At 39.4% G+C, this 21,527-nt stretch carries 20 protein-coding genes, 2 tRNA genes and 3 rRNA genes (1 of these 25 cut by a window edge); 3 read left to right on the forward strand and 22 right to left on the reverse strand.

Annotated elements, in window-relative coordinates:
- Positions 1-127: 127 nt before the first annotated feature.
- On the forward strand, positions 128-952 hold the full coding sequence (locus INP94_RS01870) for an alpha/beta hydrolase (RefSeq protein WP_197543852.1): 825 nt from the start codon (positions 128-130) through the stop codon (positions 950-952).
- 42 nt (positions 953-994) lie between these two features.
- On the opposite strand, the gene hslO is transcribed toward INP94_RS01870, so the two are convergent.
- From hslO to INP94_RS01910, 8 genes are all read right to left on the reverse strand, one after another.
- Positions 995-1,861: an Hsp33 family molecular chaperone HslO gene (gene hslO, locus INP94_RS01875; RefSeq protein WP_197543853.1), complete on the reverse strand. Its 867-nt coding sequence runs from the start codon at positions 1,859-1,861 to the stop codon at positions 995-997.
- A 198-nt stretch (positions 1,862-2,059) separates the two neighbouring features.
- Complete coding sequence (locus tag INP94_RS01880; protein WP_197543854.1) at positions 2,060-3,139, reverse strand: porin; 1,080 nt, start codon at positions 3,137-3,139, stop codon at positions 2,060-2,062.
- Positions 3,140-3,302: 163 nt separating this feature from the next.
- Complete coding sequence (gene rfaC / locus INP94_RS01885) at positions 3,303-4,256, reverse strand: lipopolysaccharide heptosyltransferase RfaC (protein ID WP_197543855.1); 954 nt, start codon at positions 4,254-4,256, stop codon at positions 3,303-3,305.
- Positions 4,253-5,158: a DMT family transporter gene (locus INP94_RS01890; RefSeq protein WP_197543856.1), complete on the reverse strand. Its 906-nt coding sequence runs from the start codon at positions 5,156-5,158 to the stop codon at positions 4,253-4,255. The genes rfaC and INP94_RS01890 overlap by 4 nt, the downstream gene beginning before the upstream one ends.
- 28 nt (positions 5,159-5,186) lie before the next feature.
- Entirely contained in the window at positions 5,187-5,771 is a 585-nt protein-coding gene (locus INP94_RS01895; RefSeq protein WP_197543857.1) for a YcxB family protein, read from the reverse strand.
- Between the two features lie 17 nt (positions 5,772-5,788).
- Positions 5,789-6,832, reverse strand: a complete 1,044-nt coding sequence (gene waaF, locus INP94_RS01900) for a lipopolysaccharide heptosyltransferase II (RefSeq protein ID WP_197543858.1) — start codon at positions 6,830-6,832, stop codon at positions 5,789-5,791.
- A 58-nt stretch (positions 6,833-6,890) separates the two neighbouring features.
- Positions 6,891-7,850, reverse strand: coding sequence for an ADP-glyceromanno-heptose 6-epimerase (gene rfaD / locus INP94_RS01905; protein WP_197543859.1), 960 nt, complete (start codon positions 7,848-7,850; stop codon positions 6,891-6,893).
- Between the two features lie 52 nt (positions 7,851-7,902).
- Positions 7,903-8,406, reverse strand: coding sequence for a protein disulfide oxidoreductase (locus INP94_RS01910; protein WP_197543860.1), 504 nt, complete (start codon positions 8,404-8,406; stop codon positions 7,903-7,905).
- A 110-nt stretch (positions 8,407-8,516) separates the two neighbouring features.
- On the opposite strand from INP94_RS01910, the gene deoC reads away from it, so the two are divergent.
- Entirely contained in the window at positions 8,517-9,191 is a 675-nt protein-coding gene (gene deoC, locus INP94_RS01915; protein ID WP_197543861.1) for a deoxyribose-phosphate aldolase, read from the forward strand.
- A 57-nt stretch (positions 9,192-9,248) separates the two neighbouring features.
- Here deoC and INP94_RS01920 read toward each other — a convergent pair whose 3' ends face one another.
- The 8 genes from INP94_RS01920 to INP94_RS01955 form a co-directional block, all read right to left on the reverse strand.
- Positions 9,249-9,923, reverse strand: coding sequence for a phosphoglycolate phosphatase (locus tag INP94_RS01920; protein ID WP_197543862.1), 675 nt, complete (start codon positions 9,921-9,923; stop codon positions 9,249-9,251).
- 12 nt (positions 9,924-9,935) lie between these two features.
- The gene (gene rpe / locus INP94_RS01925; protein WP_197543863.1) at positions 9,936-10,607 is read right to left on the reverse strand and encodes a ribulose-phosphate 3-epimerase; all 672 of its coding nucleotides are present in this window, start codon (positions 10,605-10,607) and stop codon (positions 9,936-9,938) included.
- Between the two features lie 162 nt (positions 10,608-10,769).
- The gene (locus INP94_RS01930) at positions 10,770-12,434 is read right to left on the reverse strand and encodes a bifunctional metallophosphatase/5'-nucleotidase (protein WP_197543864.1); all 1,665 of its coding nucleotides are present in this window, start codon (positions 12,432-12,434) and stop codon (positions 10,770-10,772) included.
- A gap of 132 nt (positions 12,435-12,566) precedes the next feature.
- Entirely contained in the window at positions 12,567-12,896 is a 330-nt protein-coding gene (locus INP94_RS01935) for a DMT family transporter (protein ID WP_197543865.1), read from the reverse strand.
- 38 nt (positions 12,897-12,934) lie between these two features.
- On the reverse strand, positions 12,935-14,080 hold the full coding sequence (locus tag INP94_RS01940) for an anaerobic sulfatase maturase (protein WP_197543866.1): 1,146 nt from the start codon (positions 14,078-14,080) through the stop codon (positions 12,935-12,937).
- Between the two features lie 21 nt (positions 14,081-14,101).
- Entirely contained in the window at positions 14,102-14,689 is a 588-nt protein-coding gene (locus INP94_RS01945; RefSeq protein WP_014064311.1) for a Crp/Fnr family transcriptional regulator, read from the reverse strand.
- A 38-nt stretch (positions 14,690-14,727) separates the two neighbouring features.
- Positions 14,728-16,173 (reverse strand): sulfatase family protein, encoded by a 1,446-nt coding sequence (locus INP94_RS01950; RefSeq protein WP_197543867.1) that lies wholly within the window; start codon positions 16,171-16,173, stop codon positions 14,728-14,730.
- 49 nt (positions 16,174-16,222) lie between these two features.
- Complete coding sequence (locus INP94_RS01955; RefSeq protein WP_014064313.1) at positions 16,223-17,935, reverse strand: solute:sodium symporter family transporter; 1,713 nt, start codon at positions 17,933-17,935, stop codon at positions 16,223-16,225.
- 213 nt (positions 17,936-18,148) lie between these two features.
- On the opposite strand from INP94_RS01955, the gene INP94_RS01960 reads away from it, so the two are divergent.
- Positions 18,149-18,943 carry a sulfite exporter TauE/SafE family protein gene (locus INP94_RS01960; RefSeq protein ID WP_197543868.1) on the forward strand — a complete coding sequence of 265 codons (795 nt, stop codon included), beginning with the start codon at positions 18,149-18,151 and terminating at the stop codon, positions 18,941-18,943.
- A 34-nt stretch (positions 18,944-18,977) separates the two neighbouring features.
- Here INP94_RS01960 and mazG read toward each other — a convergent pair whose 3' ends face one another.
- The 6 genes from mazG to INP94_RS01990 form a co-directional block, all read right to left on the reverse strand.
- Positions 18,978-19,766: a nucleoside triphosphate pyrophosphohydrolase gene (gene mazG, locus INP94_RS01965; RefSeq protein WP_197543869.1), complete on the reverse strand. Its 789-nt coding sequence runs from the start codon at positions 19,764-19,766 to the stop codon at positions 18,978-18,980.
- Between the two features lie 98 nt (positions 19,767-19,864).
- Positions 19,865-19,940, reverse strand: a tRNA-Trp gene (locus tag INP94_RS01970).
- 15 nt (positions 19,941-19,955) lie between these two features.
- A tRNA-Asp gene (locus INP94_RS01975) sits at positions 19,956-20,032 on the reverse strand.
- 14 nt (positions 20,033-20,046) lie between these two features.
- Positions 20,047-20,162 (reverse strand): 5S ribosomal RNA (gene rrf / locus INP94_RS01980).
- Between the two features lie 50 nt (positions 20,163-20,212).
- Positions 20,213-20,328: ribosomal RNA gene (rrf, locus tag INP94_RS01985) — 5S ribosomal RNA — on the reverse strand.
- A 143-nt stretch (positions 20,329-20,471) separates the two neighbouring features.
- Positions 20,472-21,527 (reverse strand): 23S ribosomal RNA (locus tag INP94_RS01990); it runs 1,842 nt beyond the window's last position.

Raw genomic sequence — 21,527 nt, forward strand, 5'->3', positions numbered from 1 at the left:
TTGGGAGCCAAGATAAAGTGCGGTTGATTTCACCTTTACTTTTCCTATATAGTGATAACCATTCTCAAATTAAGACTGAATAACCATGTTCTCATTTCTGCGTTTACCCTTTTTATTTTTCCTGCTGATGTTTACGCAAAGTACGCAAGCAGAACCCGACTTTAAGATTCCACCTATTCAAGAAAGCATGAAAAAAATGTATCAGATTCAACAAAAAGATTTTACCTTTGAAGACAAACATTACCGTTTGTTTATTGCTGTTCCACCAAAAACATCGCAAAAACTGACCGCACTTTACACGTTGGATGGCAATGCACAATTTCCAATAGCAGTGAATGCTGTCAATCCTCATAAACCGCTCCCCCTTATTGTCGGTATCGGTTATGTATCTGATAAAGCTTACGCTATTGAGGAACGAATGAGAGATTACACTTTCCCAGTAGAAGGCGCTGAATTTGCCAAAGGGGGAAAAGCTGCCGATTTTCTACGTTTTATTCAACAAGACGTAAAACCTTACATTGAGCAGCATTTCGACATCAATAAGGAAAAACAATATTTCTTTGGCCATTCTTTTGGTGGGTTATTTGGATTATATGTACTCTTCCATCAACCAGATTTATTTCAATATTACACCTTGGCAAGCCCTTCTCTTTGGTGGGGGAATGGTTCATTTTTACCTCAAACCGAACCTTGGATTCGCCAAAAACCATCACATATCCAGATTACATTAGGCTATTATGAAGACCATCCTGAGCAGGATCCAAATATCACCGAAGAACAATTACAACGTATTAATCAACGGAAACAAATGCGAACAATCAATGCGCATCAGTTGGCGGAAATATTGGAAAAACAAGGTAATTCCGTGGAATTTATTTCCATTCCCAATAAAAATCATGGTGGCTCGATTCCGGACGCTATCAAACATTGTTTGGAACAAGTTCAACAATAAAAGGCTATAAAAAATCCCCGTTATACTAAACGGGGGTTTTTCTTATTGGGCTTGTTTGAGTTTATCAATCGCTTCTTTATTGAAGAAGTAATGTGTGCCACAACATTCACACTGCATATCAATACTGCCTTTATGCTCTTCTAAGATTTCATCAATTTCAGCTTCTGGAATCAGCAACAATGCTGCACCAGAACGTTCAGGTGAGCAACCGCAGAAGAAAGAAACAGTTTGCGGTTCAAAAACTTCCACTACTTCTTCATGATATAAACGATAAAGCAATTCTTCTGCAGGTAATCCAAATAACTCCTCATCTTTGACTGTTGCAGCTAAGGTCGTTAAATGTTCAAAATCTTCTGGTGTACCTTGACCATCCGGCATAATCTGTAGCAACATTCCAGCGGCAACGGCTTTACCGTCATATTCACCCGTGCGAATAATAAGTTGCGTTTGTAATTGCTCTGAACGGACAAAATAGTCTTCTAAACATTCCGTAATGGTTGGTTTATCTAAACCGATAACACCTTGATAACGCTCACCCTCGTTTGGTGCAATCGTAATCACTAACACACCTTTGCCAATCATATCATGTAGGCTCATGCCGTCTTGAATATCACCTTGCACACGTGCTAATGCACGAATTTGTTGCTGATCATTGCCATTAACTAAGGCTAATTTTAATGGACCATCACCTTGAATTTGAACCGTAATATTGCCATTAAATTTTAATGTGGCGGTCAACAAATTCGTTGCCACCATCATCTCGCCCAGTAAGTTTTGTACCGCTTTTGGATAATGATGAGTATTCAATGTATCAGTAAAGGTTTGGTTTAATCGTACCCATTCACCACGCACGGCACGGTTTTGGAAAAGGTAACGGTAAAGTTTGTCATTGTCTTGAGTGTAATTCATTATTTGTTCCTATTTATTCTTTGAGTAAAAAGTGCGGTCAATTTTGAGAATAAATTGTAAACGTTCAAAAAAGATGTCGTTTTGTTACCGCACTTTATGCCTGTGCAGTATTATGGGGGTGAAAATCAAAATTACAAGCCAAAAAGAAAAGCGGATAGCTTTCACTATCCGCTCGTTTTATACTATTAAACTGATAAATTACCAGTATGCACGTAAACCGATAACAGTTTTGAAATCACGGCTACGATCTACAGTGCTGTTTTCGTATTTAGTGCGGGTTGCTTGCCATTCTAAGAATGGTTTCACTTTTAAAGAACCTTGGTTAAACACATAGTATTCAGTACCTACCATGAATTGGCGAGTTCTGTCTGTATTATTACTGTGTTTATCTGTTTTATATGCATACATTGCATAAACGTTCCAATCTTCGTTTAAACCTTGACGAACAATTGCACGCACTTCATTTTTAATGCGTTTGTCACCTTGGTTTTTGGTTACTTGACGCTCCAAATCTAAGCCATAAGTGGTGTGAACGAAGTTATATGCTAAACCTAAGCCATAAGCATTACGGAATAATGACGTGTTGTTTGCATTTTCGGAAATTTCACGAGTAAAACCTGCTGCTACAGTTACATTTTGAATGCTATCAATTGCATGGTTGAAGATAAGACCTGTACCCCAAGCATTTTTACGTTTGTTTGTTAAATCAAGGTTTTTCATGCTACGTTTGCTTGAACCACCGTAGTACGCACCAAATTTAACTTTGTTATCACCATAGTTACCGTTGTACACGTATTGAGTTACACGACGAGCAGAACCATCTAATAAGCCATCAGATAAGCTGTAAGTATTTGCTAAGTCGGTTTGTTTTACTTCATCAGTGATAGTTGGCATGTTACCGTAAGTTAACTCACCAAATTGTTTGTGGCCAAAACCAGCGTAAAGGAAGTGAGTATAAACATGATCAAAATCATGTTGTGAAGGTGCTTCACCACGCATACGCCATTCAGCACGACCTAATGCATAAAAATCACCACCTAAGCTTTGTTTTAATTTAATACCAAAACGTGAACCATTGTTATCTACTGCGTGGTTGATGTGCTCTTTGCTTTCACCGCCCGCTACATAGTTAGTTTTGTTAGACGTGCTTTCCCACTTAACACGTAAAGAACCATAGAAATCAACATCCGTACCAGTTTGGTCAATGTGGAAGTTATAAGCTTGTGCAGAACCTGCTGCTAATGCAGCTACAGATAAAGCAAGAAGTGTTTTTTTCATAACGCTTTCCCTATTATTTAATGAAGTTAATAAAAATTGAACTTTTTTAGTCTATACATCATAACCTAAATGTGTCAATCTTAAATTTTTCCAACTATCAGAAAATAGACAATATTTTGACTAAAATTAATCTAAATCAATACATTTCCAATTATTCTACAAACTATTTAATTAAGGCATTTAGTCTAGAAAAGACCTGCATTGAAGTAATATTTCCCATTGAATTTGCCGTTAAATAATGCTGATTTTTACCATAACAGCCAATTAAGGTCGGATCCGTTGCACCATAAAGCGTAATATTCGGTTTATCCAGCGCAGCAGTTAAGTGGGCAAGCCCGGTATCCACCGAAACCACTGCTTTCGCATTAGCAATTTGATAAGCCAATTCATGTAATGAAAGCTTAGGTAAAACAACTACGTGAGATAATCCTTTTGCTAATCGCTCTGCTCTAGCCTTTTCTTTTTCATTTCCCCAAGGCAAACGGACTTGAACAGAAAGTGCGGTCAGTTTTTCGATTAAATTTCGCCATTCTCGTTCTGGCCAATGCTTTTCATCTCTTGTCGTAGAATGAAAAAAGATCACATAAGGCTCGATAGAATCTGCGGAAATAAAATGACGGGCAATGTCATAATCCCCTTTCGCTTTCGGTAATGGATAAGATAAGGCTTGCGCAAAAAGTTGGCGAATACGTTCTACCGCATGTTGTTGATAAGAAATATCGTATTTTTTATCGTAGAACAAGGAGGCAATCGGTTCACGGATACTTTTTCGATCATAACCATGCTTAACGCCATTGGTTAAGCGTGTCGCAAAAAAGGCACTTTTAAAAAGCCCTTGAGCATCAATCACAGCATCATATTGATTGGCTTGTAATAAAGTGCGGTAAGATTTCCATTCATTTTTTGTTTGAACCGAAAAAGGTGATTTTCGCCAACGTCTTAAGGCTATTGGAATGATTTGTTTCACGGCAGAATGCCAACGTGGGATTTCGGTAAAATTCTCTTCCACCACCCAATCAATGGATAAATTAGGAATAGCAAGCTGTGCATCAGTCAGTGCAGGCAAAGTATGGATTATATCGCCCATAGAAGACGTTTTGATCACGCATACTTTCATTTGATTAACCTTCTTCCCCAATGCATAATTCCAAGCCCAGATACGGCTAAAACGCCGCCAATAATTAAGGAGGAATCCACTTGTTCATTCAACCAAACGGCTGAAAATAAAATGCCTAAAATCGGCACAAGAATAATGTAAGCCGAGGCATTGCCTGCCCCTAAGTGTTTCACACCATCAAAATACCATGCATAAGCCAACACTGTTGAGCCAAATGCAAGACCTAGTAAACTAAACCATTGCGATCCATTTAATTGAAATACGGTTGCCCAATCTTCCGCACTTTCCGTCCATAATGCTGCCGACGTCAGCATGAAAAAACCAAAAGTAGAAGAAATCGTGGTGGCGGTGAGAGAATCAATTCCGATTAATACTTTACGAGCCAATAAAGTATAAGCAACCCAGCAAACTAAAGCACAAAGCAATAACATTTGACCGAATCCAAAATTTTGTAAGAGATTAGTTGGATTCCCTTTTGTCATGGCTAACAAAGAACCGCTAATCGCAATAATCATCCCTAATACAACCCAGCGATTCCATTTTTCTTTAAATAATAAAATAGCAAAAAACATCGTAAAGACGGGGTTAGAAGCAACCACCATCGTTCCTTGCCCTGCTGGAACATATTTCAAACCCCAAATAAAGAAAGTCGAATAACCAAAGATCCCAAGCAAAGCCGTTAACAATAACCCCACCCATTGATTAGGTCGCAGTTGTTTAGCATATTTGAAGCGATTCGCCGCATATAGCCAAATAATGAGTGGAATAATGGCGAAAAAAAAGCGCACGCTTGAAGCAACAAATGTCGGCATAGCTTGGGCAACCACTCGTCCCCAAGGCCAAGAGGCGCCCCATAAAATCACCATTCCAATTAATTGTAAATGTATGCGGAGAGGGTTCATATCATTAACATATCCTGTTTAGCCTTTTCTATTTACTTAAAGGCTCTGCTTGATAAGCTTTAATTTTTTCTCGTAAAGCGGCTTCAAATGCTTCTCGATGAACGTCATCCTGAAAAGCTGAATGAGGAATAGATAAATACTGTCCACTACCAATTCGAATCGTTAAGTAACCATAATGATTTTCGATATGATGAATGTACCGATAATTATATAAAGTTTGGCAGAGAGCTATTTCAGAACATAACCCATCTTCTTTAATTCGTATGGTTCTTTTTTCCTTATTAGCTTCCTCATATACTTGGCTTTGAAAAGCTTTGGTATTTAAATAAGGTCGCAGACAAACAGCATAAAAAAAAGAACATAGTGAGATAATCAATAATATATGCCCAGCATAATTAGCTAAGATATTTTCATAGCAATCATATAAATACTCTCCCCAATCCATCAGTTCAAAAGCAAGAAAAATACTTGGAAGCAAGAAAAATAAATATAATAAAAGATCGCCTAAACTCATCATCTTACGAAATTTATTATGCTTATAAACATTACGACTAATTTTACGAACCGCTTTGGCTTCATTTTTATCTAATACGGGTTGATATGTCACTTCCATTTTATATTCTCTCTTTCTTAAATGTCTAAAAGTGCGGTCAGTTTTTCTACCACATTTTCAGGTTTAATATCAATCAAACTTTGATGATACCCTTCCGAGCTATCTGTACTTTTACGCACCTTAATTAAATCGCCTTCAATTAAACGAATAATCACAGCCTTATCTGATAATGGTGGCGTATAAGTTGGGCTCGTTGGGCCGTAAAGTGCAACCAATGGACGATCTGTCGCAGCGGCAATATGCATTAAGCCACTGTCATTACTCACTACTGCCGTACAGTTAGCAATTAAATCTACCGCTTGATTCAGGTTTGTTTGCCCTGCTAAATTCAAACAGAACGGTTGTAGCTCGGCAGGCAACGCATTGCGGATTTGCTCTCCTGCGTCCACATCTTTTGGTGAACCAAATAATTCTACTGCGTAGCCTTTTTCAATCAGCATTTCGGCTAATTTAGCATAGTGATAATGCGGCCAACGTTTTGCCGGGCCAAATTCCGCCCCCGGACAAAATCCAATAATCGGACGTTCGCCTAAAAGTGCGGTCTGTTTTTCAAAGTTTTTTAAGGTTTCTGCTTGTTGAGTTGGATCAACGGTTAAATAAGGTTTTAGAACAGGAATATCAGCCGCTTTTGGCACCGCATTTTGCTCAAAGGCTAACGCTACATAACGTTGCACCATCATAGGGTAATCACATTTGTTATTGCGTAAATCGTTAAGCAAGAAATAACGGCTTTCCCCTTTCCAACCACGACGTACAGCAATTTTTGCAAAGGCGGGAATAAAGGCTGACTTCAAGGAGTTTGGTAGCACGATCGCTATATCATATTGATTACGCAATGCTTTACCTAAACGATAACGCTCACACAAGGCAAACTTGCCGTGTCCGAGCGGCATTTCAATGGCATGACGCACTTCAGGCATACGGGCTAAAAGCGGTTTACACCAATTCGGTGCCATCACATCAATTTGGCAATGGGGGGATTGCAGTTTGAGTTGTTGATACAAACTGTGCGACATCATCATATCGCCGACCCAAGATGGGCCGATAATTAAAATATTCATGCTTGACCTTATAACAAAAGTGCGGTTAAAAATAAGACTAATTTTAACCGCACTTTATTCATTTTCTAGTATTGAACGACATTATTTGTTCAATATTTTTATTTAACCACGCCATGTACTCAGCCACACCTTCCGCTACGGTTTTAAATGGTTTGTCATAGCCAGTTGCGCGAAGTTTCGTTAAATTCGCTTGCGTATATTCTTGATAGCGAGATTTCAAATGCTCTGGGAATGGAATGGTTTCCACCTCGCCTTTGCCATGGAATTTAATTACCGCTTTTGCCACTTCCGCAAAAGACTCTGCATTGCCAGTACCGCAGTTGAAGATACCTGAAATACCATTTTGCCAACACCAAATGTTGACTTGTGCTACATCGCCTACATAAACGAAATCACGACGGAAGTGCTCACTGCCAGCAAATAATTTTGGATTTTCACCTTTCAGGATTTGGTTATTTAAGTGGAATGCCACGCTTGCCATTGAACCTTTGTGACCTTCACGCGGACCATACACGTTGAAATAACGGAAACCACATACTGGTGATTGCGCTTCAGGTAAAATTGCACGCACATATTGGTCGAATAAGAATTTAGAATAACCGTACACATTCAATGGGCCTTCAAATTCACGCTCTTCACGGAATTCAGTTTTGTCGCCATAAGTAGCCGCACTTGATGCATACAAGAACGGAATTTGACGATCTAAGCAGTAATGCAATAACTCTTTTGAATACTCGTAGTTATTGTGCATGATGTATTTACCGTCCCATTCAGTGGTCGCCGAGCAAGCCCCTTCATGGAATACGGCATCGATATCACCTAAATCATCACCAGCAATAATTGACGCGATAAAGTCTTCTTTGTCACAGTAATCTGCAATATCAAGATCCACTAAGTTAATGAATTTAGTCCCGTCTTTTAAGTTATCCACCACTAAAATATCTTTGCGTCCCATATCGTTTAATGCTTTAACGATATTACTGCCGATGAAACCGGCGCCACCTGTTACGATAATCATAATTCTGTCCTCTTTAAAATAAGTCTGTGTATTGTAATAGATTTTGTGCCGCTTAGCCAAAAAACTCTGTGAAAAACAACCGCACTTTTAAGCCCCAGTAACTCGTCCAGCCCGTTGTGGCCAAATCCATTTTTCCTTTATTTAAAATAATAATGGTCGGTGTCACATTCACCTGCCATTGATCCGCAATCTTGCCTTGAGGATCATTCACCGTTGTAAACTGATAGTGATGTGTTTGTAAATAATCCTCCACATCCTTATTTGTCCCCGAACGTAGCGCGACAGAGACTACCGGATAGCCTTCTTCTGAAAGTGAATTAATCGCTGGAGAAGTATAACGACAATAACCACACCAACTTCCCCAGAAGTAAATGATCGTCGGCTTAGTTTGATCTAATTGAGGCAAAAAGAAGGCATCCCCCTGTAAATCATAAAGTGCCGTCGCATTGATTTCAGGTGGAATATTGGGTTTACGAATAAAATCGAGAATACTGCTTACGACAATCAACGTCAGCATGAGCGAAATCGCATTTTTTAATAATGTTTTAAGTTTCACAATAAAATTTCATGATCTAGGATAAATGGATTGTAATCGATCAGAAAAGTGCGGTCAAAATTACAGATATTTTGCTATGATAACCATATCATTTAATAAGGAGAAAAAATATGGATAGTAAACAATTAGCACAATATATTGATCACACAGCCCTTACTGCTGAAAAAACAGAACAAGATATTCTTAAACTCTGTGATGAAGCCATTCAGTACGGCTTTTATTCAGTCTGCATTAATTCAGGTTATATTCCTTTAGCCAAAGAAAAACTCGCTGGCTCAAACGTCAAAATTTGTACCGTTGTTGGTTTCCCACTTGGTGCCAACTTATCCTCAGTCAAAGCGTTTGAAACCCAAGAAACCATCAAAGCGGGTGCAGGTGAAATCGATATGGTAATTAATGTTGGCTTGATTAAATCAAATAAATGGGATGCCGTAAAAGACGACATTCAAGCTGTATTAACCGCTTGTCATGGCGTGCCACTTAAAGTGATTTTGGAAACCTGCTTACTCACCAAAGAAGAAATTGTGAAAGCCTGTGAAATCTGTAAAGCGTTGGGTGTGGCATTCGTTAAAACCTCAACGGGTTTCAATAAAGGCGGCGCAACCGTAGAAGATGTGGCATTAATGAAGAAAACGGTAGGCAACATCGGCGTGAAAGCCTCTGGCGGTATTCGTGATACCCAAACCGCACTAGCAATGATTGAAGCAGGCGCTACACGAATTGGTGCAAGCGCAGGCATTTCGATTTTAACGGGTGTTTCTGATAATACCTCTAGTAATTACTAATTGATAATAAAAAAGGAGATTGAAGTGTGTGCTTCAATCTCCTTTTTTAAACATCAATTAAAGAATTTCTAATAACTTCGCAAAGCCATCAAACACCCAATCTGGGTTTGATTCAGCAATTGGGATATTGTAGTTGTATCCATAAGTTAATCCCACAACCGGGCAGCCTGCTGAATGTGCCGCGAGAATGTCATTTCGAGAGTCACCTACAAACAACACTTGGCGAGGTTCTACGCCAAATTTACCACATAAATAATACAATGGGCCTGGATGTGGTTTAATAGCAGGTAATGATTGCCCACCAAGCATTTCACTGAATAAATGATCGATGCCAAATGCCGCTAATACCGGCTGAACGTGACGAGTTGGTTTGTTCGTTACTACAGCTAAGGTATAACCTCGAGCTTTCAAAGTTTCTAATGTTTCTTTTACATTTGGATATAAACGGCTCACATTACAAAGGTTCTCCGCGTAATACACGTTAAAACGCTCTTTCACTTGTTCCATTTCTGCATCTGAAAAGTCTTTACCTGTTTGCTCTTTTGCCCATTCTAAAGCTCGTGCAATCAATACTGGTGCCCCATTACCAATCCAAGTTAACACTAACTCTTCTGGTGCTTGAGGTAATCCAAAGTCTGCTAAAGCAGAATTCACAGACAACGCTAAATCTGGCAAGCTATTCACAAGCGTACCGTCTAAATCAAAACCGATAACTTTAAATTGAGTCTTCATTCTTACTACCATTTATTTAACTGAAGCTAACTGCGCGCGCATTTGATCAATGATTTGTTTATAATCTGGTTTACCAAAAATCGCTGAACCTGCTACAAACATATCTGCACCGGCTGCGGCGATTTCTGCAATATTATCCACTTTTACCCCACCATCAACTTCTAAACGGATATCTAAACCGCTTTCATCAATTAGACGACGTGCCTGTTGTAATTTTCTCAATGTTGAAGGTAAAAAAGATTGTCCACCAAATCCTGGATTCACGGACATTAACAAAATCACATCCACCTTATCTAATACATAATCCAAATAACTTAATGGTGTGGCAGGATTAAACACTAAACCCGCTTTACAGCCGTGATCTCGAATGAGCTGTAAAGAGCGGTCAATATGTTCACTGGCTTCAGGATGAAATGTAATGTAATCCGCACCCGCTTTGGCAAAATCAGGAATAATACGATCGACCGGTTTTACCATCAAATGCACGTCAATAGGTGCTTTAATACCATAATCACGCAAAGCTTTACACACGGCTGGGCCAAAGGTTAAATTCGGCACATAGTGGTTATCCATTACATCAAAATGAATCACATCCGCACCGGCATTCAACACGTTTTGCACATCATCACCAAGACGAGCAAGATCTGCAGAAAGGATAGAAGGGGCGATTAAATAAGGTTTCATTTGTCATCTCCTAAAGGATAAAAGTGCTTGTAGTTTACTACGTTAGGCTAAATTTTACCTTGATTATTTACAAGTTTTAGCTGAAAACAAAGAAAAAATAACCGCACTTGATTCAATTGTCTCAAAGTGCGGTTGGTTTTTATCCTATTTTAAAAGGACTGATTAGTTTAATCCAATGATTTCCCAACGGTTGTGAGATTGACCATCGATTTTGCCTTTTTTCACGTTAGTGATGTAATCGATCATCATATTTTGGATAGTGCCTTTTTCGCGGCCCATTGCGACTTTAGATTCCCAAAGTACTGGAATTTTTTGGCCTTCCCAAATACCACCTTTACCGTTTAATTGAGCGAAACGATATGAGTTCATACCCACTTTTAATTTCATATCATCTGTCACCGGTTTGCCGTCAGCAAGAGTTAAATCAACGATTTTGCTACCTTGTGGGTTACGTAAGTCAATTTTGTAATTTACGCCACCAAAAATGTCGTAAGTCACATATTTTGATTTTTTACGTTCCGCATTGTAACGGTATTCAGTATCACCTGGTTGGATGGTATCGAAGTAGTTCGCAGACCATTCCATATATTCTTTCAATTGTTTACCGGTCATTTCATAAACGGTAACATCACCGCCTGCATAACGATAGTTAAAGATGATGTCTTTTTTCTTGATATCGCCTTTATCCATACGTGCTTTTTGATGGTCGAAAGAGAAAGTCACCACATCTGCACCGCTGTAATGTTGTTCAACATCATTAATGAATGAAGATAAACCAGTATCTTTTGAGAATACAGCAGATACACCGTGTTTAGTCTCTTGAGGTACCATTTCATTCGCTGTTTGACCGATTACTACGTTGTTTAATTCACGTAATTTCTCGTGATAAGGTTTGTAGATTTCCACAATTTTCTTATCTGCTTCAAGTGCTTTAACTGGAACCGTTTTAGATTCTTTCTTCACTAATTTCACTTCTTTTTTATCGTTGATATCAAAAGTTAAATCCACTTCAGATACCACGGTACCGTAACGGTGTGGTTCAGTGATTAGTGTGTTTTTAATGGTTTCACTTGGTACATCTTTATGCATGTGACCCGCGATAACCACATCAATACCATCTACTGCATTGATGACATCACGCATACCAGTATCAGGAATATTGTTTTCATTATCGATACCCATGTGGGTCACCGCAATAATCGCATCCACGCCTTTTGCTTTTAATTTCTCAACTTGTGTACGCGCTTCTTCTGTCGGTGAAGTAAATTTCATGTCTTTTAAGTTGCCCGTATCTTCTTCAAATTTTGCTGACATTGGGGTACTTAAACCAATAATCCCTAACTTCACGCCATCTTTTTCGATGATGGTTGTCGCATCGATATAACGTTTGTCATTTTTCTTATGATAGAAGTTTGCGGTTAATTTTTTCGCTTTGATATCTTTTAGGATTTCATCTAATGCTTTCATCCCAAAGTTAAACTCGTGGTTACCCAATACGAAAATATCATAATTCATTTCGTTTAATACTTTTGGAATTGGGTGATCTTTGTAATATTTTTTATCTTTTGCGAACACATCGATTTGGTTATCTTGGATCGCATCACCGACTTCCACTAACACCACGTTTTTATTATTTTTACGCACATCTTTCACATAAGTTGCAATTTGTGCATAAGAACCTGATTTGTCCTCTACGTCTGCACCATAGCTCCAAGGTACGATACGACCGTGAACATCGGAGGTCCCTAATAATTTAATATTCACTTCTTGTGCCATTGCTGTGCTAACAGCAGAAAGCGCAAATAATGAGCAAAGTAATTTTTTCATAAAATTTCCTTTAAAGTTGCACAATGTGCGGTTAAAAATGCCGGAGAATTATAGCGGTGAATCGATTGCTTACATAATTTTATTTTGAAGAAAAATAAAATTTATGAGCTTGATCACATTTCATTTGGAGGATTAATGCCCTGTTTGAGAAAACAAGTTAATCACTAAAACACCACTGATAATCAACACCATACCTATCAGCCCTGCGGTATCAATTTTCTGACCAAATGCGAAATATGCCACAATAGCGGTCAGAACAATACCAACGCCCGACCAAATGGCGTAAACCAAGCCCACGGAAAGAGTTCGGAAAACAATGGAGACAAAATAAAACGAAATGGCATATAGCGCTAATGAACCAACGGTGGGTAAAAGTTTGGTAAAGCCATCACTGACTTTTAATAAATTCGTTGCCACGATTTCAAGGCAAATAGAGATAGCGAGTAATGTCCAAGGATTCATATCAATCAAACAGTAAAGTAGAAAGACACTATTCTACCTTAAGCGGCGGATGGATGTAATCGAATTTGACGAGCCATGGCTTGCATATAAGGCGCCGTTTGCTCAAAGAAATAACGGTAAGAGACACATAAATAATTATGTGGATTAGGTTCATTTTCGAGAGAAACAAAACGATGTTTCGGGCAACCACCATAACAGAGTTTGCGAAACTCGCAACGCCGACAAAGTGCGGTCAATTTTTGTGATTTTTCTAAACCGAATTGCTGCTGTTTAGTAGAAAGCACAATCTCCGTTAAAGGTTGCTGAGTTAAATTGCCCACCTTATATTCGGGATACACAAAATGATCGCAAGCATACACATCGCCATTGGCTTCTGTGACAAGAGATTGCCCACAAGTGGGTTGGTGAACGCAAGTTGTAGAAGGATAACCAAGCCATTGCCCAAGCAGATTATCAAACTGTGACACATAAATTTTTCCTACATCATGCTCATACCATTCATGAAAGACATCCACGAGAAATTGCCCATAGCCTTCTGATGGTACCGAGAAATCGGTTACTGATTGAGTTTGGGCATGACGTTCAACGATAGGAATAAACTGCATATAAGCCGAACCAAGCTGTTTGAGCGCTAAATAGGTTTCTCTTCCTTTTTGCCAATTTTGATCGTTAATGACGGTTAAGGTGTTAAATTCCACGCCATATTCTTGTAGCAGATTTAACGCTTTGACGACTTTTTCAAAAGTGGGATTACCGTTACCCGAAATACGATAACGATTATGCACAGCACTTAAACCGTCAATAGAAAGCCCAATGAGAAAATGATGTTGTTTGAAAAATGCAGCCCATTGCTGATTAAGGGCAATACCATTGGTTTGAAAGGCGTTTGTAATCTGTTTGCCTTGAGCAAATTCCTGCTGATATTCAACGGCTTGTTTATAAAAATCTAAGCCTAAGAGAGTGGGCTCCCCCCCTTGCCAAGCAAATTCAACCACATTACCAGCATGAGATTGGATATAGTTTTTGACGTAATGTTTTAAGGTGTCTTTCGACATAAAAGGCGCATGTTGCCCAAACTGTTCTGATTTCTCCAAATAGAAGCAATATTCACACTGAATGTTACAGTGAAAACTGCTTGGTTTCGCCATTAAGTGAAAATGAGCTTGTGGTGGAAAAACAGACATCAACCATCCTTTGTTACAACATTATTTATGACCTGATATTCGATCAAATGCCCCGTTTTGTTTGAGTTCTTTCGCAATGCGAATGGCGGTTTCGGTTTCACAGCCAGCATATTCCGCAATTTCGCGATACGTCCAATTATAATCAGGAAAGTTTTGTTTGAGGAAATATAAACTATCCATCACACGATCTAAAGTGCGTAAATAGGCACTTTTTGCTAAACGCTCTTCAGCTTCGCGTAGTTCATCTGCCAAGATCTGCAATAAACATTGGCTCATCACCGTATTATGCGTAAAAAACTCGCTCACTACATTGGGCTTGATGCGAGTAATTTCTGCATCAATTAAAACTTTCGCATTGCAATGATAGTGTTTATCCGTCATGGAAAATAAGGTTCGGAAACCAAAATAATCGCCTTTGGAATATAACCGTACCAAGCTTTCCTTACCATTTTCAAGGGTATGAAATAAGCCAATCAAGCCTGCTTGCACATAATAAAACTCATGTGCCGCCTCACCTTGTTGATACAAGAAGGAGCCTTTCGGCAAGTGATGTAACTCGGTGAGCTGACAATGCGATAACTCAGTAGGCTTGATTGAGCAATTTTCCATAAACGTCCTTAAAAGTGCGGTCAGTTTTTTCTTTGTTTTTATACTTCGTGAATAATCCGATATACCCAGTTTTCTAGCGGATCATTTAAACGTTTCATTTCTTGACGCATTTCTTCTAGCATTTCTTTTTTGATAGCTTCATATTCTGGCTTATAGAACAAATTATGCATTTCAGCCGGATCATTTTTTACATCATAAAGCTCGCAAATGTCCGAAGCATTAAACACTAATTTATAGTCTTTACGGTGCCACATGCGTTGTTCAAAATAAACGAAATGCCCTGCTAACTGTGCCAATATCCCTTTGCGTTGATTATCTTGATGTTGACGAACAATCGGCAAAATACTTTCCCCTTCAAAGGCAGAAGGAATCGGCTGATTAGCCAAATCATAAACAGTAGAGGTTAAATCATGCAAATAGACGAGGTTATCATCTTGTTGATTAACACGATTTGAATTCGGGTCTTTGATAATCATCGGAATGTTGTAAGTGGTATCAAACATGAACTCCCCTTTCTCAATCATTCGATGAGCGCCCATCGCATCCCCATGGTCAGCGGTTGCCACAATAAAAGTGCGGTCATAAATACCGTTGTTTTCTAAAAAAGTAAACAACTCGCCAATTGCATCATCAATCAAGGTGATATAACCCCAGAATTTTGTGATCACTTCTTTCCAATGATCTTCACTCGCTTCCCACATCCCCCACATTTTAGAGATGGTACGATAGTGTCCTGGTTTACCTTCTAGTGGCTTAAAGAAGCTTTCATCTAGTACCACATCTTCTTTTCGATACATGGAATAATACGGTTCTGGCACAATACAAGGCGTATGCGGTCCCCAGAAATTAATCCATGTAAAGAACGGTTTATTTTCAGCAAGTGATTCACTAATATAGCTTTTCGCTTCATCAATGATGAAATACGGGATGGTTTGTTCTTTTGTGCCTGAAAGCAAACCGCAAAGTTCTTGTACACGTAAATGAGGGTTATCACCGAAATAAGCATGGCTCACTTCAGGAATTTCATAGCCTTTTTCATCTAACCATTCTTTATAACGATTGGAATGTGTCGGCGGTTGGTTGAACACTAAATTTTTATACACACCACTGCCCGGATAACCATAGCCGTCAAAGTTATGCCCTTTGATACCATAATCTTCCGGTACGGATTTTGTACCCACGTGCCATTTCCCCACAACATAGGTGTTATAGCCGTCTAGTTTACCGATATTCGGTGCAGCTTCGCTCACTTCACCTGTACCGCCTTTTTCACCATTACGAATGATGCCATGGGTAGATGGCATTAAACCGGTAAAGAGTGAAGTCCGTGCGGGCCCACAAACGGAAGCGGGCGTAAAAGCATTATTAAAACGTACGCCATCTTTCGCTAGACGGTCAATATTCGGGGTTTTAACGATCTGGTGACCATAAGCCCCCAACATATCTTTACGCACTTGGTCGAGTAAAATATAGATAATGTTCATACACAATCCTTATCTATTTTAAGGGCGTACGTGATGTACGCCCGACTGCTTAATGTTGGTTAGAAAGATGTAATTGATGTTCTGTTTTTTCATTTTTTGGTCTAAAGACAATCAACACAATGAGTTGTAACACCGCATACACTTCCAACACTAACATTGGATTGCCATCTGGAGAAGCAAGACCAACAGGTGATAAGAAAGTATAAAGCGCGATTAAACCAAGAATCAATGAAACAGACGTCACTTTAATGTATTTCCAATTGGTTAAGTCTACATCGCCTTTATTGATGGTATTTTCCACATAAGGCTCACGTTTTAAGAATTGACCTAAAATCAACATCAAGACAACATCAAATACGAATAATCCGCCCATGACATACACGAAATTGATTTTCACCTTGAACACCCAAACAATACTGAAATAAAGTACCACGTGTACAAGTAAGGCTATACGTGCAGCCAAGCCAGAAACTGTTTTATTAAATAAACCCACAGCAAATAACGCCACAATTGGAATATTCACAAAACCAGCAAAGCGTTTAGTGATTAAGAAAATACCATCTGTACCGAACATCAAAAGCGGGCCAATAATCATGGTCACAATCGCCATAATGGTAGAGACTTTTTTCGCATAGACGATCAATTCTTGATCGGTACGTTGTTTTTTACTGATAGATGGTAGTAAGTCTTTACAATAAATCGTCGCTGCAGAGTTTAAGAATGAGTTAAAGGTACTTAAAATTGCGCCGAAAAGTGCAGCAATAAAGAAGCCTTGTAATGCAGTCGGCATCACTTTATTAACCAACAATGGATAAGAGGTATCAATTGGATTTAAGCCTTCGCCTAGAATATGGAAACTCAATAAACCCGGTAAATTAAGAATAATCGGTAATGTGAGTAAGAAAAGCGCTGCAATTAAAATCCCTTTTTGACCCGATGCTAAATCCTTCGCTCCTAAACAACGTTGTACGATAGCCTGGTTCGTTGTCCAATAGAAGAAGTGAACAACCATAATACCGGTAAAAATTGTTGGCCAAGGGGTAGAGTCGGTTGAACTACCAATAGCGTTCCATTTTTCAACGTGGGTGGTAGTGATGATATTCAACCCTTCTGAAATACTGCCATTACCTAAATAAAGTAACGCAAATACAGGTACAAGCAAAGCACCAATCACTAAGATCACGGCATTGATGGTATCGGAAACCGCTACCGCTTTTAACCCGCCAAAAATCGCATAAATCGCACCGACTACACCGATAGCAATCACGGTATAAACAATTGCTTGAGCGTAGCTTAATCCAAAGATCGTTTCTAGATTGAAGATTTTGTTAAAGGCAATTGCCCCAGTATAAAGTGCGGTCGGAATAACGATTAAAAGATAGAAGACTAAGAATAACCCTGACATAATCAAACGAGTTTGACGGTCAAAGCGATTTTCAAAGAATTCAGGAATGGTGGTATAACCGTTACGCAAATATTTCGGCAACATATAAAGCGCCAAGAAACAAAGCGGAATCACAGTTGGCACTGTCCACGCAATAATAGAAAAGTTGTTTTGATAAGAATTGGCATTCACCCCAATCAATTGCTCAGTAGAAAGTGAAGTTAACACCATTGAGCAACCAATCACAATACCGCTTAATCCTCGTCCCGCTAAGAAATAACCTTTCGAGGTGGTTAAATCATCGTTTTTAGTACGTAGCCATGAAATATAGGCCACTAAAGCCGTTACGATGAGGAAACTCAAAACCGTTAATAGCATACGCTCCTCCTTGTAGAAGCCAATATTAAATTCCATTTATAGACTACTGCTCAGTTTGTAAAGAGCATATGATAATTGTCATAGTGATTATGTGAGAGGGATCACAAAATCGAAATAAAGTCTGTTTTTATCGACAATTATGAGCAAGATCATAAATTATTTATCGCTCTATAAGAATAATAACGCCGTACTCCCACACAAAAGGAGTTTGAAATGAGCTTACAGTTAATTCTTATTTTGATTTTATGTGGTGTCATGACGAATATCATGTCGGCCATCTTTGGTATTGGTGGCGGTGTATTGATGGTGCCTATTCTCTACACTTTATTCCCACAATTTCCTCTACAAATGATTGCCGCGACATCATTGACGATTGTCATGGGATCATCCTTTATTAACTTGATTTATTTCTACAAACAAAAAGTATCAATTAATTACAAAGCGATGCTCATTTGGTCTGTTGGCATGATTATTGGTGTGCAGCTAGGATTTGAATTAAGTTTTTACGTGCCAGATATTGCCATTATCAGCGTGTTTGTTATCACACTTTCACTATTAGCGATTCGTACTATTTTTAGTAAAGAAAGTGCAACGAGCCAGCAAACGACAACAGATGAAACCATAAAAGGAATGGGCCTTTCAACCTTTGGAGGATTTATTGCCGGTATGACGGGTATTGGAGGAGGCTCTATCATGGCGCCTTTAATTGGTCAGCTAAAATCCGTTAAAGCCCATCAAATTGCTCCTTATACCAATGCAATGATGTTTATTGGTGGGTTAGGCAGTCTTTATGGCTATCTTTCAAAAAACTCACCTCATCACTTTGGTTGGCAAATCGGTTACGTAAATTTTTCGATCGTGATTATTGTCGTACTCAGTGCTTTTGTGACCGGATTTTTATCGATGAAAATTCGAGGTAAATTATCACCGCAATTAGTCAAAAAACTATTAGGCATTATTTTATTGGTGATCAGTGCCTATATGTTACTTATCCATGCTATAAAATAAAAAATGGCAGAGAAAATGCGCTCTGCCATTTGAATTATCTTTCTTCTCTTTTCACTTCATCCCACAGAATATCCATTTCGATTAAAGAAAGATCTTTAACTGATGAACCTCGTTCCAATGCTTTTTCTTCTACTTTACGAAAACGTTGTTCAAATTTATTATTCGCCTTACGCAAAGCCTCTTCTGCATTGCATTTGAGATGACGAGATAAATTAACCGTTGCGAAAAATAAATCCCCGATTTCCTCTTCTATTTTTTCTTGATTGCGAGGAGTTTGATTGATTTCATCCCGAACTTCTTGCAATTCTTCTTCAACTTTTGCTAATACATGTTCAACATCATCCCAATCAAATCCAATCTTTGAACACTGTTTTTGCATTTTTTGTGCTCTTAACAATGCAGGAAAAGCATTCGGAATATCATCTAAAATAGAACGTTTTTCTTGAACTGATTTCTCTTGTGCTTTGATACTATTCCAACGAGCTAATGCTTCTTCTTCATTTCCAGCTGTTGCATCACCAAATACATGAGGATGACGACGAACAATCTTTTTAGAAATATCATTAAGAACATCATCAAATGTGAAATAACCATCTTCAGAAGCAAGCTGACTAAAAAATACAACCTGTAATAAAAGATCGCCAAGCTCTTCTCTTAAATTAACAATATCTTTCTTTTGGATGGCATCAATGACTTCATAAGTTTCTTCGGTTAAACAAGGAATCATGGAGTCATAATTTTGTTTAAGATCCCAAGGACAACCGCCGTTAGGGTTACGTAATTGTGCAATTAATTGAATAAAATCTTGAATGGAGTAATGCATAAGAATATCTCTGAAATACTAAAAGTACGATTAGTATAAAACGAATAGTAAAATAGACAATATTCTTAAAAAATTAAAGATAATTTGATATGAAATAATGGCAGGGGCGGAGAGGCTCGAACTCCCAACACCCGGTTTTGGAGACCGGTGCTCTACCAATTGAACTACGCCCCTATTGGTATTAAGAATTGGCGGAATGGACGGGACTCGAACCCGCGACCCCCTGCGTGACAGGCAGGTATTCTAACCAGCTGAACTACCACTCCGCTAAATGAGGTATAATTGGCAGTGACCTACTCTCACATGGGGAAGCCCCACACTACCATCGGCGTAACAATGTTTCACTTCTGAGTTCGATATGGATTCAGGTGGGACCATTGCACTGTTGCTGCCAAAATTTTTATTTTGTTAATTTACTCTAAAAATAAACTAACAAAATAAAAAGTACCTGGCGGTGTCCTACTCTCACATGGGGAAGCCCCACACTACCATCGGCGCATCGGCGTTTCACTTCTGAGTTCGGTATGGGGTCAGGTGGGACCACCGCTCTATCGCCGCCAGGATTATTCCTTTAATAACTTTTCTCTACTCTGCTCTCACTATCTCTAGTGCTCACAACCAAACAAGCTGATTCAACTTCAAAACTTTCTCTTTCTTCTCTGAGTTTCTTCGTCTTACCCAACACCCAAAACCCTTGAGCGTTGTATAGTTAAGCCTCTCGGGCAATTAGTACATGTTAGCTCAACGGCTCGCACCGCTTACACACCATGCCTATCTACGTCTTAGTCTTAAACAACCCTTACTGTCTTAAAGACAGGGAGAACTCATCTCTTGGCAAGTTTCGTGCTTAGATGCTTTCAGCACTTATCTCTTCCGCACTTAGCTACCCGGCAATGCGTCTGGCGACACAACCGGAACACCAGTGGTGCGTCCACTCCGGTCCTCTCGTACTAGGAGCAGCCCCAATCAATTCTCCAACGCCCACGGCAGATAGGGACCGAACTGTCTCACGACGTTCTAAACCCAGCTCGCGTACCACTTTAAATGGCGAACAGCCATACCCTTGGGACCTACTTCAGCCCCAGGATGTGATGAGCCGACATCGAGGTGCCAAACACCGCCGTCGATATGAACTCTTGGGCGGTATCAGCCTGTTATCCCCGGAGTACCTTTTATCCGTTGAGCGATGGCCCTTCCATTCAGAACCACCGGATCACTATGACCTACTTTCGTACCTGCTCGACTTGTCTGTCTCGCAGTTAAGCTTGCTTATACCATTGCACTAACCTGACGATGTCCGACCGTCATTAGCAAACCTTCGTGCTCCTCCGTTACTCTTTGGGAGGAGACCGCCCCAGTCAAACTACCCACCAGACACTGTCCGAGACCACGTTTCGTAATCTTCGTTAGAACATCAAACGTTAAAGGGTGGTATTTCAAGGTCGACTCCAACAATACTGGCGTATCATCTTCATAGTCTCCCACCTATCCTACACATCAAAATTCAATGTTCAGTGTCAAGCTATAGTAAAGGTTCACGGGGTCTTTCCGTCTAGCCGCGGGTACACCGCATCTTCACGGCGATTTCAATTTCACTGAGTCTCGGGTGGAGACAGCCTGGCCATCATTATGCCATTCGTGCAGGTCGGAACTTACCCGACAAGGAATTTCGCTACCTTAGGACCGTTATAGTTACGGCCGCCGTTTACTGGGGCTTCGATCAGGAGCTTCTCTTTCGATTACACCATCAATTAACCTTCC

The sequence above is a fragment of the Haemophilus parainfluenzae genome (assembly GCF_014931395.1).
Taxonomy (GTDB): Bacteria; Pseudomonadota; Gammaproteobacteria; order Enterobacterales; family Pasteurellaceae; genus Haemophilus_D.